Annotated in this window: 15 protein-coding genes; 3 read left to right on the forward strand and 12 right to left on the reverse strand. The window is 73.1% G+C overall.

Annotation, left to right across the window (positions count from 1 at the left end):
- Positions 1-26: 26 nt before the first annotated feature.
- Both VYL96_RS09030 and ftsY read right to left on the reverse strand, forming a co-directional pair.
- Entirely contained in the window at positions 27-1,322 is a 1,296-nt protein-coding gene (locus VYL96_RS09030; RefSeq protein ID WP_131885050.1) for an ammonium transporter, read from the reverse strand.
- Positions 1,323-1,559: 237 nt separating this feature from the next.
- Positions 1,560-3,053, reverse strand: a complete 1,494-nt coding sequence (gene ftsY / locus VYL96_RS09035) for a signal recognition particle-docking protein FtsY (protein WP_067717986.1) — start codon at positions 3,051-3,053, stop codon at positions 1,560-1,562.
- Between the two features lie 195 nt (positions 3,054-3,248).
- Between ftsY and VYL96_RS09040 the strand changes: the two genes are divergently transcribed.
- Genes VYL96_RS09040 through VYL96_RS09050 form a run of 3 tightly spaced genes read left to right on the forward strand, consistent with a single transcriptional unit; the run spans position 3,249 to position 6,597 of the window.
- On the forward strand, positions 3,249-3,884 hold the full coding sequence (locus VYL96_RS09040; protein WP_131885051.1) for a succinate dehydrogenase cytochrome b subunit: 636 nt from the start codon (positions 3,249-3,251) through the stop codon (positions 3,882-3,884).
- Positions 3,881-5,857, forward strand: a complete 1,977-nt coding sequence (locus VYL96_RS09045; RefSeq protein ID WP_131885042.1) for a fumarate reductase/succinate dehydrogenase flavoprotein subunit — start codon at positions 3,881-3,883, stop codon at positions 5,855-5,857. Before VYL96_RS09040 ends, VYL96_RS09045 begins: the two co-directional genes overlap by 4 nt.
- On the forward strand, positions 5,854-6,597 hold the full coding sequence (locus VYL96_RS09050; protein ID WP_131885043.1) for a succinate dehydrogenase/fumarate reductase iron-sulfur subunit: 744 nt from the start codon (positions 5,854-5,856) through the stop codon (positions 6,595-6,597). The genes VYL96_RS09045 and VYL96_RS09050 overlap by 4 nt, the downstream gene beginning before the upstream one ends.
- Positions 6,598-6,672: 75 nt before the next feature.
- Here VYL96_RS09050 and VYL96_RS09055 read toward each other — a convergent pair whose 3' ends face one another.
- The 10 genes from VYL96_RS09055 to rsmD form a co-directional block, all read right to left on the reverse strand.
- Positions 6,673-6,990, reverse strand: a complete 318-nt coding sequence (locus VYL96_RS09055) for a helix-turn-helix domain-containing protein (protein ID WP_243699581.1) — start codon at positions 6,988-6,990, stop codon at positions 6,673-6,675.
- 45 nt (positions 6,991-7,035) lie between these two features.
- Positions 7,036-10,602 carry a chromosome segregation protein SMC gene (smc, locus tag VYL96_RS09060; protein ID WP_061914399.1) on the reverse strand — a complete coding sequence of 1,189 codons (3,567 nt, stop codon included), beginning with the start codon at positions 10,600-10,602 and terminating at the stop codon, positions 7,036-7,038.
- Between the two features lie 16 nt (positions 10,603-10,618).
- Complete coding sequence (locus VYL96_RS09065) at positions 10,619-10,909, reverse strand: acylphosphatase (RefSeq protein ID WP_061227769.1); 291 nt, start codon at positions 10,907-10,909, stop codon at positions 10,619-10,621.
- A complete protein-coding gene (locus VYL96_RS09070) occupies positions 10,906-11,397 on the reverse strand; it encodes an OsmC family protein (RefSeq protein WP_174521507.1) in 492 nt (163 codons plus the stop codon). The genes VYL96_RS09065 and VYL96_RS09070 overlap by 4 nt, the downstream gene beginning before the upstream one ends.
- A 4-nt stretch (positions 11,398-11,401) precedes the next feature.
- Positions 11,402-12,313 carry a bifunctional DNA-formamidopyrimidine glycosylase/DNA-(apurinic or apyrimidinic site) lyase gene (gene mutM, locus VYL96_RS09075; protein WP_131885044.1) on the reverse strand — a complete coding sequence of 304 codons (912 nt, stop codon included), beginning with the start codon at positions 12,311-12,313 and terminating at the stop codon, positions 11,402-11,404.
- A 1-nt stretch (position 12,314) separates the two neighbouring features.
- Positions 12,315-13,028 (reverse strand): ribonuclease III, encoded by a 714-nt coding sequence (gene rnc, locus VYL96_RS09080; protein ID WP_061227771.1) that lies wholly within the window; start codon positions 13,026-13,028, stop codon positions 12,315-12,317.
- Entirely contained in the window at positions 13,025-13,624 is a 600-nt protein-coding gene (locus VYL96_RS09085; protein ID WP_061227772.1) for a YceD family protein, read from the reverse strand. The genes rnc and VYL96_RS09085 overlap by 4 nt, the downstream gene beginning before the upstream one ends.
- A gap of 23 nt (positions 13,625-13,647) precedes the next feature.
- Positions 13,648-14,439, reverse strand: a complete 792-nt coding sequence (locus tag VYL96_RS09090; protein ID WP_061227773.1) for a DivIVA domain-containing protein — start codon at positions 14,437-14,439, stop codon at positions 13,648-13,650.
- 131 nt (positions 14,440-14,570) lie between these two features.
- On the reverse strand, positions 14,571-15,044 hold the full coding sequence (gene coaD / locus VYL96_RS09095; protein ID WP_061227774.1) for a pantetheine-phosphate adenylyltransferase: 474 nt from the start codon (positions 15,042-15,044) through the stop codon (positions 14,571-14,573).
- A complete protein-coding gene (gene rsmD, locus VYL96_RS09100; protein WP_061227775.1) occupies positions 15,041-15,628 on the reverse strand; it encodes a 16S rRNA (guanine(966)-N(2))-methyltransferase RsmD in 588 nt (195 codons plus the stop codon). Before rsmD ends, coaD begins: the two co-directional genes overlap by 4 nt.
- Between the last annotated feature and the right edge of the window lie 11 nt (positions 15,629-15,639).

The raw sequence follows: 15,639 nt of genomic DNA on the forward strand, positions 1-15,639 counted from the left end.
TCGTGGTTCCTTTCGAGGTGATCGGGTCAGCGGATGAGCGCGCTGGTGGAGGGCTCGTACGCGGTCTCCGCGTGCTGGGCGCCGTCGATGCCGGCCTGCTCGTCTGCCTTGTCGATCCGCCACCCGAGGGGGCGGCAGATCGCCCAGGCGATCGCGGTCATCACCGCGGTGAACACGAGCGCCGCGACGGCGATCACGATCTGGACCACGAGGAGCTTCCATCCCTCGCCGGAGTAGAAGATCCCGGGGGCGGTGTCGAAGGTGCCGGTCGCGAACAGCCCGATCGCGATCGTGCCCCACAGGCCGGCGACCAGGTGGACGCCCACCACGTCGAGCGCGTCGTCGTAGCCGAAGCGGTGCTTGAGGCCCACGGCGAGGGCGGACAGCACGCCCGCGATCGCGCCGAGGGCGATGGCACCGAGCGGGTGGACGGACCCGGCGGCGGGGGTGATGGCGACCAGGCCGGCGACGACGCCGGAGGCCGCGCCGAGGCTGGTGGCGTGCCCGTCGCGGATACGCTCGGCCAGGAGCCAGCCCAGCATCGCGGCGGCGGTGGCGGCGGTGGTGTTGACCCAGGCCAGGCCGGCGGTGCCGTTGGCACCGAACGCGGAACCGGCGTTGAACCCGAACCAGCCGAACCACAGCAGCGCGGCACCGAGCATGACCAGGGGCAGACTGTGCGGGCGGAAGGCGGTGCGACCGAAGTCGAGCCGCTTGCCGACGAGCAGGACGAGCACCAGGGCGGCCACGCCGGCGTTGATGTGCACGACGGTTCCACCGGCGAAGTCGACGGGGCCCACGGCGGCGGTCAGACCGCCCTCGCCGTCGTCGACCGTCCCGAAGATCATGGCGGCCAGACCACTGTCGGAGTGGGAGAGCAGTCCCCCGCCCCACACCATGTGGGCGAGCGGGAAGTACGCGAGGGTGACCCACAGCCCGGCGAACGCGAGCCAGGTGCCGAACCGGACGCGTTCGGCGATCGCGCCGGAGATGAGCGCCACGGTGATGATCGCGAACGTCACCTGGAAGGCGACGTCGACGACCGCCGGGTAGGCGCCCGAGCCGGACATCATCCAGCCGCTCGCGTCCCCGATCACGCCGGACAGTCCGAACATCTCGAAGGGGTTGGCGAACAGTCCGGCCACGGACTGGCTGCCGTAGGACATCGACCAGCCCCACAGCAGGTAGATGACGCCGATCAGCCCCATGGTGCCGAACGACATCATCATCATGTTGAGTACCGACTTCTGCCGGGACATGCCGCCGTAGAAGAGCGCCAGGGCGGGCGTCATGAGCAGGACCAGGGATGCCGCCATGAGCATCCAGGCCGTGTCTCCCGTATCGAACTCCGGCGTCGCCTCCTGGGCGAGCAACGCGACACTGTCACCTATCACGGTGCGGTCCTCCTCGTTTCATCGCGTGGTGAGCGTCTTTTCGCTCCCCGGTCGCCTGTAGAGGTTTCCGCTGCCGTGTTGCGGTGGTTGTCCGCGCGTGTTTCCTGACGGTTACACGCGGCGGGCCCCGGTTCCGGTTGTGTGTCGCGGCCGGCCGCACCGGGACTACGTCCCGAGCAGGGCGTCCACGAACGCCTCGGGGGTGAACGGCGCCAGGTCGTCGGCGCCCTCCCCCAGTCCGACGAGCTTGACCGGCACACCGAGCTCGTGCTGGACCTGGAAGACGATCCCGCCCTTGGCGGTGCCGTCGAGCTTGGTCAGCACGACCCCCGTGATGTCGACGACCTCCTTGAACACGCGCGCCTGCATGAGCCCGTTCTGTCCGGTGGTGGCGTCGATCACCAGCAGCACCTCGTCGACCGGGGTCTTCTTCTCCACCACTCGTTTGACCTTGCCGAGCTCGTCCATGAGCCCGGTCTTGGTGTGGAGCCGACCGGCGGTGTCCACGAGCACGGCGTCCACGCCGGTCTCGACCCCGCGGGTCACCGCGTCGAAGGCGACGGAGGCGGGATCGGCGCCCTCCTTGCCGCGGACGACCTCGGCGCCCACCCGCTCGGCCCAGGTCTGGAGCTGATCCGCCGCGGCGGCGCGGAACGTGTCCGCCGCGCCGAGGAGGATCTCGCGACCGTCGGCGACGAGGACGCGGGCGAGTTTGCCGGTTGTGGTGGTCTTGCCGGTGCCGTTGACGCCGACGACGAGGAGGACGGCCGGCGTCCCGTCGTTCGGCAGCGCACGCAGCGAGCGGTCGAGTTCGGGGTGGAGGTTGTCGATGAGGGTCTGCCGCAGCAGATCGCGCACCTCGGCCTCGGTGCGGACCTGTCGGGTGGCGATTTCCGCCCGCAGGCGGTCCACGACGAGCTCGGTGGTGGCCGAACCGAGGTCGGCCATGATCAGCGTGTCCTCGATCTCCTCCCAGGCGTCCTCGTCGAGATCGCCGGCGCCGAGGAGACCCAGCAGGCCCTGGCCCACAGTGTTCTGCGACCGCGCGAGGCGGCCCCGCAGGCGGTCGAGGCGGCCGGCGGCCGGGTCGATGCGCTCGACCGGGGCGACCGGCTCCGGGGTCCCGGTCACCGTCTCCGGGGGCGCCGGGATCTCCTCGTCGGGCACCTCGGGCGGGACCACGACGGGCTCGACCGGGGCGGGCTCGACGACCTCGGTGGCCTCGGTCGGGCCGGGATCGACGTCCGGCTCGGGCGCGGGGACGGCTGTCTCGGGCGCGGTGTCCGGCGCGGTCGCAGGGGCGGCCGTGGGTTCGGCGGCGGGTTCGGCGGCGGGGGCCGCCCCCGTCGCAGCGGACGGCGGCGCGGGGGGCCGTGGGGCCGGTGTCGCCGGCGGCAGGTCCTCCCGCGGCGTCGGGTCACGGCGCACCGGCTCCCTGGGCGGGGCCGCCGTGGCGCCGCCCCCTCCCTGGGCGAACGAGAACCCCGTCCCGGCCTGATAGTTGCCGGAGCGCTCCTCGCGGGTGAGCTCCTTGCGCTCGGCGGCCCTGGTGAGCGAGATCTGTCGCTTCTTGCGCAGCTGCAGACCCACGACGAGGGCGATGATGGCAAGCAGCAGCACCGCGGCGACGGCGATGATGATCCAGGTGGTGGTAGTCACGGTGCCCAGTATGGCCGACCGCACCCGTCGCCATCTCGGTCCCGGGGGGGCTGTGGCGGACCTAGACTGGCGCCTGTCGTCGTCCGGGGAGGAGCCCACGTGGTCGAGCTCGCCGCCCAGCCAGGGGGTACGTCCGTACGCCGGCGCCCCCTCCGCCGGGCCCCGGCCCTGCCCACCTGGCTCGCCAAGACCATCATGGCGGTGACGGGATTGCTGTTCACCGGCTTCGTGGTGGCGCACATGGTCGGTAACCTCAAGGTGTTCGGCGGGGCGTCGGGTTTCGACGCCTACGCCGCGTGGCTGCGGACGTTGCTGTACCCCCTCGTCCCCCACGAGGGCGTCCTGTGGGCGTTGCGCGTCGTGCTGGTCCTGGGTCTGGTGGCGCACGTCTGGTGCGCGGTGGTGTTGGTTCGGCGCTCCCACGCGTCCGCGGGCCCGCACCGCCGGCGGACGGGGCTGACGGCGGGCTCGTTCGGCGCCCGCTCGATGCTGCTCACCGGAGTGGTGCTGCTGCTCTTCGTCGTCTTCCACGTCCTCGACATGACCACGGGCGCCGCCCCTGTCGCGTCGGAGGCGTTCGAGCCCGGTTCGGCGTACGCCAATCTGGTCGCCAGCTTCTCGCGGCCCTGGGTCGCGGCCTTCTACGGCATCACCATGGCGCTGCTGGCGCTGCACGTCGCCCACGGGGTCCGCACGGCGGCCGGCGACCTGGGGGTGACCGGCGTCCGGAGCCGGGCGGTGATCACGACCGTGGGCGGGATCGCCGCGGTGGCCGTGCTGCTGGGCAACGCCGCGATCCCTATCGCGGTCCAGGCCGGGTGGCTGACGTGACCTTCACACCGCCCCCCGTCCTCGTCCCCGACGCCCGACAGGGACACGTGCTGAGCTCCGGCACACCCGGGGGCGACCCGGCCTCCGCTTGGGCGAGGCGTCGCGACGCCTACCGACTGGTCGCGCCGGCCAACCGCCGCCACTTCCACGTGGTGGTGATCGGCACGGGCCTGGCCGGGGCCGGCGCGGCGGCCGCCCTCGGCGAACTCGGCTACCGGGTCACCGCGTTCACCTATCACGACGCCGCCCGGCGCGCGCATTCCGTGGCCGCCCAGGGCGGGATCAACGCCGCCCGCGGCCGCCGGGTGGACGGCGACTCGGTGGCCCGGTTCGTCGCCGACACCGTCTCGGGCGGGGACTTCCGTGGGCGGGAGGCCGAGGCTTTCCGGCTGGGCGAGGAATCCGCGCGGGTGATCGATCATTTCTCCGCCATCGGGACCCCCTTCGCACGTGAGTACGGCGGCGTCCTGTCGACCCGGTCCTTCGGCGGCGTGCAGGTCTCGCGCACGTACTACTCCCGCGGGCAGACCGGCCAACAACTCCAGATCGCGGGCGTCTCGGCCCTGCAGCGGCAGATCCATGCCGGCGCCGTCACGCTGCACACCCGCCACGAGATGCTCGACCTCGTCGTCGACGATTCGGGGTGCCACGGTGTGGTGGTCCGCGACCTGGTGTCCGGCCACATCCGGGCCGAGACCGCGCACGCGGTCGTCCTCGCGACCGGCGGCTACGGGACCGTCTTCCACGACTCCACGCTGGCGATCCACTCCAACGCGTCGGCGGTGTGGCGCGCGCACCAGCGGGGGGCCCTGTTCGCCTCACCGTCGTTCGTGCAGTTCCATCCCACCGCGCTGCCCAAGGACAACGACTGGCAGGCCAAGACGATCCTCATGAGCGAGTCGTTGCGCAACGACGGCCGCGTCTGGGTCCCGCTCCACGACGGCGACGACCGGCCGCCCGGTGAGATCCCGGACGCCGACCGCGACTTCTTCCTCGAGCGCCGCTATCCCGCCTTCGGCAACCTCGTGCCCCGCGACGTGGCCTCCCGGGCGATCACCGCCGAGATCCGAGCCGGGCGAGGGGTGGGGCCACGCCGCAACTCCGTCTACCTGGACTTCCGTGACGCCCTGGCCCGCGACGGCCGGGGGACGATCACCGAGCGCTACGGCAACCTGTTCGAGATGTACGCCCACGCCACCGGCGAGGACCCGTACGCCGTACCCATGCGCATCGCGCCGACGTGCCACTTCACGATGGGCGGGCTGTGGAGCGACTTCGACCTGCAGACGTCGATCCCCGGCCTGTTCGTCGGCGGCGAATGCGGCTGGGCGTATCACGGCGCGAACCGGCTCGGCGCCAACTCCCTGCTCAGCGCGAGCGTCGACGGGTGGTTCACCCTTCCCTACTCGGTGCCGGCGCACCTGGCCACCCGCCTCGGGGACGACCTACCGGGCGACGACGACGAGGTGGTCGTCACCGCCGTGGCCCGCGCCCGGTCGCGGGTGCGGAACCTGCTCGCGGTGGGCGGCTCGACCGGGCCCGAGCACTTCCACCGTGAGCTCGGCGAGATCCTCTACTCGGGGTGCGGCGTCACACGGACGGCCGACGGCCTGACCCGGGCGATCGAGCGCATCCGTGACCTGCGGACCCGGTTCTGGACCGACCTGCGGGTCACGGGCACAGGCGGTCACCTCAACCAGGTGCTCGAACTGGCCGGGCGGGTCGCCGACTTCCTCGAACTGGCGGAACTGATGTGCGTGGATGCGCTGGACCGGGACGAATCGTGCGGCGCCCACTTCCGCGACGAGCACCAGACGCCCGACGGCGAGGCCCGGCGGGACGACCGTCGGTGGGCCTTCACCTCCGCCTGGGCCTCCGAGGGCGATGACCGTGGCGGGCCCCGGTCCTTCACCCGACACGCCGAACCGCTGGAGTTCTCGGCGGTCGCCCCCACCGCGAGGGATTACCGATGAGACTGACCCTGCGCATCTGGCGGCAGTCCGGGCCACACGAGGCCGGACGGTACGAGGAGTTCGAGGTCCGCGACGCACGGCCGGAGATGAGTGTGCTGGAGCTGCTCGACGTCCTCAACGGCGACCTGGTGGACGCGGGCATCGAACCGGTGGCGTTCGACTCCGACTGCCGCGAGGGCATCTGCGGGGCCTGCGGCGTCACCGTCGACGGTCGCCCGCACGGTCCCGCGGAGAACACCCCGTCGTGTCACCAGCGGCTGACCCCCTACGCCGACGGGGACACCCTGCGCATCGAACCGCTTCGCGCCGCCGTGTTCCCCGTCATCCGCGATCTGGTGGTGGACCGGTCCGCTCTGGACGGGGTCGTCGAGTCCGCGGCCCATGTGGGAATCCCGGCCGGCGCCGCCCCGGACGCGGACTCGACCCTTCAGGGTCACGACACGGCGGAGACCGCGCTGGACTTCGCGGCGTGCATCGGGTGCGGGGCGTGTGTGGCGGCCTGCCCCAACGGCTCGGCCAACCTGTTCGTGGGGGCCAAACTCGGGCACCTCGCCCTCATGCCCGTCGCGGGCGCCGACCGCGCGGCCCGCGCCCGCGAGATGGGCAGCGCCGCCGACGAGGAGTTCGGTCCCTGCTCGCTCTACGGGGAGTGCTCGCGGGTGTGCCCGGCGGGGATCCCGCTGCGGGCGATCGGCGTGGTCAACCGTGAACGGCTCCGGGCGGTCTTCCGGCGCTCGTGAGCGAGCGGCGACGCCTCGGGCACGTGCACGGAGGCCGGCACGTCGCACTCGGGCGACGACCGGGCCGTCCGTGACCTAGACGTCGTCCTCCCCGACCGGGCCGCCCTCTGCCTCCCACGTGTCGATCATCTCGACCTTGGTCCGCGTGAACTTGCGACGCACACCCACTCCCCCTCGGTCGCTCTCCGGGATGAACCGGGCGCCGAAGTAGGTCAGGGCGTCGGTCAACGCCTGCACCTCGGCCGCGTCGAGTGCGCCCACTCCCCGTTCGTACTCGCGGATCCGCTGCTCGTCCAGTCCGGAGCGCAGCGCCACCAACTTGGTGGAGACGAGGCACAACGCGCGCGCCGCGCGCGCCAGACTGGGGTCCATGAACAGTTCTCTCTGAGGCATGACCCCATGATGCCGAATCCGACACCGCAGGGCCTCCGCGAGGAGTCAGCGCATGCGTTGGGAGATGACCTTGGAGATGCCGTCGCCCTGCATCGACACGCCGTAGAGCACGTCGGCCACGTCCATGGTGGGCTTCTGGTGGGTGATGACGATGAGCTGGCTGGTCTCCCTGAGCTGTTCGAACAGCCCGATGAGCCGCCGCAGGTTGGTGTCGTCGAGCGCGGCCTCGACCTCGTCCATCACGTAGAACGGGCTGGGTCGGGCCTTGAAGATCGCCACCAGCATCGCCACCGCCGTGAGCGACTTCTCGCCGCCCGACAGCAGCGAGAGCCGCTTCACCTTCTTCCCGGGCGGCCGCGCCTCCACCTCGATGCCGGTGGCGAGCATGTCGTCGGGCTCGGTGAGCACCAGCCGGCCCTCGCCGCCCGGGAACAGCACCGAGAACACGTCGCGGAACTCGCGCTCGACGTCGATCCACGCCTCGGTGAAGATCTGCTCGATCCGGTCGTCGACGTCGTCGATCACCCCCTCGAGGTCCGCGCGGGCCTTCTTCACGTCGTCGAGCTGGGTCGACAGGAACGCGTAGCGTTCCTCGAGCGCGGCGAACTCCTCCAACGCGAGCGGGTTGACCTTGCCGAGCGTGGCCAGGTCCTTCTCGGCCCGCCTGAGGCGTCGCTCCTGCTCGGACCGCACGAACGGCATGGGCGGCGGCGGGGTCACGTCCTCCCCGCGCTCGCGGGCCGCCTCGTACTCCGACATCTCCAGCGCGGACGGCGGCAGGTCCACGTCGGGCCCGTACTCGGCGACCAGCGCCTCCGGTTCGATCCCGTGACGCTCGAGCACCGCCGCCTCGAGCTCCGAGACCTTGACCTCGAGCTGGGCACGGACGATCTCGTCGCGGTGGGCGGCGTCTCCGAGCCGTGAGACCTCGGACTCCGCCGCCGTGAGGTCGCCGCGCAGGGCGGTGGCCCGGGCGGTCGCCTCCGCGCGCGCGGCCCCCAGCCGGTCGCGTTCCGCCGAGGCGGCGGCGATGAGCTCGTCGAGGCGTGCCAGCAGTCGCCCGCTGAGCTCGTCCACCACCCCGGCGACCTCGGCTCCCCGCCGGCGCTCGGCCGCCGCCCGGGCCGCGCGGGCACGGGACTCGCGCTCAGCCTGGGCGGCCCGCCGCAGGGACGCCGACTTCCCGCGGACGCCGGCGGCCCGTTCCTCGGCGGAGCGGTGCGCGAGCCTGGCCTCCAGTTCGGCGGCCCGGGCTGCCGCCACCTCCGCCTGCGCCGCGACCCGACCGTCGTCCTCGGGCGCACTGACCTCGTCGTCGTCGTCACCCGCCCGGACCAACCGGTCGGACAGCTCGGCGTGCTCGGCGCGCGCGGCGTCGAGCTTGTCCACGGCGATGCGCCGCGACTGCTCGAGGCGGCGTACGTCCGCCTCGGCGCGGCGACGCCGCTGCCCGATGCGGGCGAGCTCGGCGTAGATCTCCTCGATCGCGGCGTCGGACTCCCCGATCGCGGCGAGGGTCTCCGCGTACCGGTCGGCGCGCTCGGCGTCCTCCGCCTCGGCGCCGGCCAGCTCGGCGCGGGTGGTCTCGATCTCGGCGCGGACCGAGTCACGCTCGGCGACCGCGGCGTCGATCGCGGACTGGATCTCCAGACCCGTGCGCCCGGACGCCGAGCCACCGACGGTCCACCCCGCGCCGGCGAGCTCCCCGTCCCGGGTCACCGCGCGCACGCGCCGGTCCGCGCCGACCTGCGCGTGGGCGGCGGCCAGGTCGTCGACCACGACCACGTCCACCAACAGGGCGGTCACCGCGGCGACCAGGTCCTCGGGCACGTCCACCACGTCCAGGGCCCACCGGGCGCCGTCGACGAGGTCCACCTCGAGGCGGTAGTCCCCGCCGGGCTCGCCGCGGCCCACGAGCCCCGCCCGGCCGGCGTCGGCCTCGCGCAGCGCGGCGAGCACCTCCCCGCGGTCCACGCGGGCGTCCACGACCACCGCGTCGACGGCGGGGCCGAGCGCCACACCGATCGCCCGCTCCCAGCCGTCGCGCACGCCGAGCGACTCCCCCACCGTGCCCGCCACGGCGTCCGCGCCGAGGTGCCGCACGACCCAGTCGGCGCCGTCACCGGCGCCCTTGTTCTGTTCGAGGGTCTCGATGCGTGCGGCCAACCGCGCGATCCGCTGATCGGCCTCCCGCTCGAGGCGCTGCAGCTCGGCCAGTCGCGCCCGGGCGGCCAGGTGGGCGCGCTCCGCGCGGCCGAGGTGCTCGTCGAGGGTGCGCTCGCTCTCGGAGTGGGCGCCGATCCGGGCGTGCACGGCGTCGAACTCGGTCTCGGCGTCGGCCACGGCGGCGCGGGCGGCGGCTACCTCGGCGTCCAGCCGCGCGATCTCCGCCTCGGTCGACTCCACGCGCGCGGCGAGCGTCTCGACCTTGCCGGCGAGGCGCGCGACGCCCTCCCGCCGGTCGGCGATCGCACGGACCGCCCGAAGGTGCTCGGCCTCGAGCGCGGCGAGCGCCGCCTCGGCCGCGCCCAGCGCCTCCGTCGCGCGGCGGGCCCGGTCGGCGGCGGCCTCCACCTGGCCCGCGAGGTCCTGCTCGTGCGCTGCGGCGCGCTCGGCCTGCCGGTCGAGCGCGTCGGGATCCGTGCCGTGATGGACCGCGACCTCGGCCGCGAGCGAACGGGCGCGGTCGGACGCGATACGGGCGGTCGCGCGGGCCCGCTCGGCCAGGGTCGACAGGGCGAACCACCGCTGCTGGGCGGCGTCGGCCTCGGGGGTGAGCCTGTCGAGCTCAGCCTGGGTCTCCGCCGCGGCGCGGGCCAGCTCGTCCCGGCGGTCGACCGCCTCGGCGACCCGGTCGGCCAGGCGGGCGCGCACGCTCTCCGCGTCGGCGAGCTCGCGCCGGCGGGTGACGAGGTCGTCGGCGGCCAGCCGGAACGTCGCGTCGCGCAGGTCGGCCTGGATCGTCTGCGCCCGCCGCGCCACCTCCGCCTGTCGCCCCAGCGGCTTGAGCTGGCGTCGCAGTTCGGTGGTGAGGTCGGTGAGCCGGTCGAGGTTGCCCTGCATCCCGGCGAGTTTGCGCTGCGCCTTCTCCTTGCGGCGGCGGTGCTTGAGGATACCGGCGGCCTCCTCGATGAACGCGCGTCGCTCCTCGGGTTTGGACTCGAGGATCTCGGCGAGCTTGCCCTGACCGACGATCACGTGCATCTCGCGCCCGATGCCGGAGTCCGACAGCAGTTCCTGCACGTCCATGAGGCGGGCGCGGTCGCCGTTGATCTCGTACTCGGCGGCCCCGTCGCGGAACATCCGGCGGGTCAGGGAGACCTCGGCGTAGTCGATCGGCAGGGCCCCGTCGGAGTTGTCCAGGGTGAGCGTGACCTCGGCGCGGCCGAGCGGTTGCTTCCCGGCGGTGCCGGCGAAGATGACGTCCTGCATCTTCCCGCCGCGCAGGGTCTTGGCGCTGTGCTCACCCATGACCCACGTCAGCGCGTCCACGACGTTGGACTTGCCCGAGCCGTTGGGGCCGACGACGCAGCAGATGCCGGGCTCGAACTTCAGGGTCGTCGGCGCCGCGAAGGACTTGAAGCCCTTGAGCGTCAACGACTTGAGATACACGGGAGTCGATCCTAGGTCAGCGTTCGACGAATCCCGTCAGTCCGCCTCGCGCCGGTTCGTAGGTGTCGACGACGAGGTCCACGCGTCCGGGGGTGTCGCCACCGCGGAGGAGTTCGAGCAGGCTGGAGCACGCGGCCTCGTCGCCCTCGGCCACCACGTGGACGCGGCCGTCCGGCTTGTTGGCCGCGTACCCGCTCAGGCCCAGTTCGAGGGCGCGGCTGCGCGTCCACCAGCGGAAGCCCACCCCCTGGACGTGGCCGTGCACCCACGCGACCAGGCGGACCGGGTCCCGTCCCGGGGCGCTCACTCGGGATCGCGCCCGGTCTCGAAGTGCAGCGCGACCTCGGTACCCGCGGTGATCGTCCGGCCGACGGTGCACGTGGCGTCGACCGAACGGCGGATCATGTCGAGCACGCGGTCGACCATCGCCGGGTCCAGGCCCGACAGGTCGAGCTCGTAGGTCTCCTCGAGGCGCGGGTAGCGCTCGTTCTCGCGGTCGGCGTCGCCGGAGACGCGGACCGTCGCGGCGTAGTCGTCACCGAGCCGGCGGGAGACGGTGAAGTCCGACGCCATGGCCGTGCACGCACCGAGAGCGATCTTCAGCAGCTCGCCCGGGGTGAACACGCCCTCGACATCGGCCGACCCGATCTCGACCCGTGCCCCGCGCGAGGAGGTGCCCACGTAGCGCCGGGTGCCGATCCGGTCGACCCGGAGCTCCGGGCCGGTGCCCGGGGCGGGGGCGTCCCCGGCGGCGGGTGCGGGATCCTGAGGTGCGGGCTGAGGCGTCTGGGTCATGCGGTCATCGTACGACCGGGCGCCGACGCGCCCCGCTCCGGCGGCGGGGCGCGGGCTGGCACACGGGGCAGAAGTGCGAGCCCCGGCTCATGAAGTCCTCGCGCACGACGGCGGTCCCGCAGCGGCTGCACGGCAGGCCCGCGCGGCCGTAGACGTCGAGCGACCGGTCGAAGTACCCGGAGGCGCCGTTGACGTTGACGTACAGCGCGTCGAACGACGTGCCGCCGGCCTCGAGGGCGTCGGCCATCACCGCGCGCGCGTGCTCGAGGACGCCGGTGACGGCGCGCAGGGTGACCGCGCCGGATCGTCGCCGCCCGTGCAGGCCGGAGCGCCACAGCGCTTCGTCGGCGTAGATGTTGCCGATGCCGGACACGACAGTCTGGTCCAGCAGGAGTCGCTTGATCTCGGTGTCGCGGCGTCGGATGACCCGGGCGGCGGCGATGGGATCGAACGCGGACTCGAACGGGTCCGCGGCGATGTGCGCGGCCGGCGCGGGCAGCAGCACCCCGCTGCCGTCGCGGGCCCCGGCCAGCGGCACGACCGTCCACCCGCCGAACGTGCGCTGGTCGACGAACCGGAGCTCGTTGCCGTCGTCGAGGACGGCCCGGGCGTGCAGGTGGCGCACCGGCGGTGCGCCCGCACCCGTGACGAGCATCTGACCGCTCATGCCCAGGTGGACCAGGAGGCAGTCCGCACCGGCCGCGTCGTCGCCGTCGAGGGTGAGCCACAGGTACTTGCCGCGCCGCCGCGCCCCGCTGACGGTACGCCCGGTCAGCCGCGCGACGATCTCGGCCGCGCCCCCGGGCTGGCGGCGGGCCGTGCGCGCCCCGGTGACCTCGACGGAGACGAGCGTGCGGCCCACGACGTGATCGGCCAGTCCCCGGCGGACGACCTCGACCTCGGGAAGTTCGGGCACGTCAGCCGGCGGTCCGGTCCGCCGTGGTCCCGTCCAGGGCCGCCCAGGCCTGCTCGGCGGCCTTCTGCTCGGCCTCCTTCTTGGTGCGGCCGGTGCCCTCGCCGAGCGAGTCGTCGCCGACGAACACCACGGCGGCGAAGGTCTTGTCGTGATCCGGTCCCGTCGAGGTGATCTCGTACCGCGCCTTGGGCCGGCCGAGCGACGCGCACTTCTCCTGCAGACTGGTCTTCCAGTCCAACGCCGCGCCCAGATGGGGCACGACCGTCAGGCGGTCGCCGATGATCTTCTCGATCAGGCCGCGGGCCGTCTCGAGGCCGTGGGTGAGGTAGACCGACCCGAACACCGCCTCGAGGGTGTCGGCGAGGATCGAGTGCTTGTCCCGACCGCCGGTGAGCTCCTCCCCGCGGCCGAGCCGCAGGTGCCGGCCCAGTCCGCCGTCGCCGAGCTCGCGGGCGATGTCGGCCAGGACGTAGGTGTTGACCAGGCTCGCGCGGATCTTGGCCAGGTCGCCCTCGGGGCGATCCGGGTACGCGTTGTAGAGGTACTCCGTCACGACGAGCTCCAGCACGGCGTCGCCGAGGAACTCGAGGCGCTCGTTGTGTGGCAGCCCCCCGTGCTCGTAGGCGTAGGAGCGGTGGGTCAGCGCCTGGGTCGCCAGGCCGGCGGGCAGGGCCACGCCCAGGACGGCGTCCAGCGCGGAGGGCTGGTCGGTCACGCGCGGTCCCCGTCGGTGTCGGCCGGATCGGTCATGCCGAACTTCTCCGCCAGTCCGGCCCAACGCGGGTCGATGCGGCCGGTCTCCTCGCCGGAGACCCCGTCCGGGGCGGGCGTCTCGGGGTTCACGCACTCGTCGTGTCCGTAGTCGGTGCACGTGGGCGACATGGGGAACTCGAGCCCGAACGCGTCGACGAGGCCCGGTTCGAGATCGATCAGCTCGCCGTCGAGCAGGCGCACCTCGTCCTCCTCGGCGCCGTCGGCCGCGGCGGTCCCGGGGGTCGCGTACATCTCGGTCAACTCGACGGCGACGTCGGTGGTGAACTCACCGAGGCAGCGCGCGCACTCGACGTCGGCCCGGCCGCTGACCGCCCCGGTGACCAGCACACCCTCGTCGACGAACGTCATCATGAGGTCCAGCTCGACCTGCGACCCGCTCGGGATCCGGATGAGCTCGACGCCGATGTCGGAGGGCAGCACGGCGGCGCGCCGCACCGGCTCCATCGCGCCGGGTGTGCGGGACAGCACGCGGGTGTCGAGGACGAGCGAATCGGCGGCCGGGCGGCCGTGGCGGGGGGTGCGGGAGGTGGTGGACACGCCCAGCAGACTACCCGCCTGACTCAGTAGTCCCCGTACCCGTCGCCGAAGCGCTCGTCGTCACGGGTGCCCCTGCGGGCGGCCGGATCGCGCCGCGCGGTGGGCGCGACACCGTGCAGTTCCTCGCGGCCGCGGGCGACGGTGCGCAGCGTCGACCCGAGGAACTCCTCGAAGCGGGCCATCTTCTCGTCGATGTAGGCGTCGCACTCCTCGCGCCGACGCTCGCTCTCGGCGTGGGCGGCGTCGCGCACGCGGGCGGCCTCCTCGTCGGCGATCCGCACGACCTCGGACTCGAACAGCATGCGCTGCTGCTCCTGGCGGGCCTCGGTGATCGTGCGGTCGTAGAGGATGTTGGCCTGCTCGACCAGCCGGTCGGCCTCGGCGCGGGCGCGGGTGGTGGTGGACTCGGCGTCCCGGCGTGACCGGTCCAGCAGTTCGGCGGCCTCGGCACGGGCGTCGCCGACGAGCCCGTCGGCGTGCGCGGTGGCCTCGGCGACCATGCGGTCGGCGCGGGACTTGGCGTCGGCGAGCATCGCGTCGGCGGCCTCGCGGGCGTCGCGCAGGGTCCGGTCCGCCTCGGCGTCCGCGGCGGCGATGGTCTCGCGGGCGGTGGCGTCGGCCTCCGCGAGCACCCGGTCGCGCTGGTCCAGCACGTCCTGGGCGTCGTCGAGTTCACCGGGGAAGGAGTCGCGGATGTCGTCGAGCAACAGCAGGGACTCGTGCCGGGGCACCACACAGTTCGCGGTCATGGGCAGACTGCGGGCGTCCTCGATCATCGCGTTCAGCTCGTCGAGGGCCTGGAACACTCGGTACACGCTCGTCCCTTCACCGGATCGTCTCATTCGTCCCATCAGTGTGCCCGCAACACACGGCGGCGGGCCGGTGCGGCGGCGGTGTGTCCGGTGGTCGGGCGATTTCGGCCGAGGCGTTCCCGCAGCGCGACGGTTCAGCCCAGGCGCTGCCGCAGCGCGACGGCGACCGGCTCCGGCAGCAGATGCGAGACGTCGCCGCCGAGCCGGGTGACCTCGCGGCACAGCGACGACGACACGAACGCCAGGTCGGCCCTCGTCGGCAGGAAGACGGTGTCGACGCCCGCGATGGACCGGTTCATGTGCGCCATCGGCAGCTCGTAGTCGTAGTCGGTGGAGTCGCGCAGGCCCTTGATGACGGCCGTCGCCCCCTGGTCCCGGCAGTAGTCCACGAGCAGTCCGTAGAAGCTGTCCACCCGCACGCCGGGCATGTCCGCGCACACCTCGTCGATGAGCGCCTTGCGCTCGTCGATCGTGAAGGTGCCCTGCTTGTTGGGGTTGGCGACCACGCACACGATCACGTCGTCGAACAGCTCCGCGGCGCGGCGGATGATGTCGAGGTGCCCGAGGGTCACCGGGTCGAAGGAGCCTGGGCACACGACGGTCATCATGGGGCGACCGTATCAACCGGCCTGGCCATCTCGATCGTGGTCTCCCCGTACGTGCGCTCGAAGATCACGTCGTAGCCGGCGGGCCAGCGCACGGCGGGGTCCCGCTTCGAGCGCTCCCACACCACCAGGGCGTCCTCCGCGAGCCAGCCCCCCTCGAGCAGAGCGCCCAGGACCGGCTCGTCGAGCACGGCCGAGCGCTCGTACGGCGGGTCGGCCAGGACCAGGTGGAACCCGCCGGGCACGGGGCAGTCGCCCTCGACGGCTGCCGGGAGGGCCGCCCGTCTGACGGTGGTGCGCAGGGAGGGGGACGACGACGAGGCCCCTGCGGTGTTCTTCTTCAGGCAGGCCACCGCCCGGGGGTTCTCCTCGACGAACCACGCGGTGTCGGCTCCCCGGGACAGGGCTTCGAGCCCGAGCGCCCCGGAGCCGGCGAACAGGTCGAGGACGGCGGCGCCGTCGAGGTCCACCCGGCTCTCGATGGCGCTGAACAGCGCCTCGCGGACCCGGTCGGTCGTGGGCCGTGTCCCGGCCGGCGGCACGATGATCGACAGCCCGCGCAGGCGGCCGGAGATGATGCGGGTCATTGGGGTTCCCG

It is taken from the genome of Dietzia maris, from assembly GCF_036287335.1.
In the GTDB taxonomy this organism is placed as follows: domain Bacteria; phylum Actinomycetota; class Actinomycetes; order Mycobacteriales; family Mycobacteriaceae; genus Dietzia; species Dietzia cinnamea.

Coding starts and splice junctions, on each gene's coding strand:
- VYL96_RS09030 (WP_131885050.1), bottom strand. CDS start 1,322: ATGCTCATGGCGGCATCCCTGGTCCTGCTCATGACGCCCGCCCTGGCG.
- VYL96_RS09040 (WP_131885051.1), top strand. CDS start 3,249: ATGGCGGTGACGGGATTGCTGTTCACCGGCTTCGTGGTGGCGCACATG.
- VYL96_RS09050 (WP_131885043.1), top strand. CDS start 5,854: ATGAGACTGACCCTGCGCATCTGGCGGCAGTCCGGGCCACACGAGGCC.
- VYL96_RS09055 (WP_243699581.1), bottom strand. CDS start 6,990: ATGCCTCAGAGAGAACTGTTCATGGACCCCAGTCTGGCGCGCGCGGCG.
- VYL96_RS09070 (WP_174521507.1), bottom strand. CDS start 11,397: ATGACCCAGACGCCTCAGCCCGCACCTCAGGATCCCGCACCCGCCGCC.
- coaD (WP_061227774.1), bottom strand. CDS start 15,044: ATGATGACCGTCGTGTGCCCAGGCTCCTTCGACCCGGTGACCCTCGGG.
- rsmD (WP_061227775.1), bottom strand. CDS start 15,628: ATGACCCGCATCATCTCCGGCCGCCTGCGCGGGCTGTCGATCATCGTG.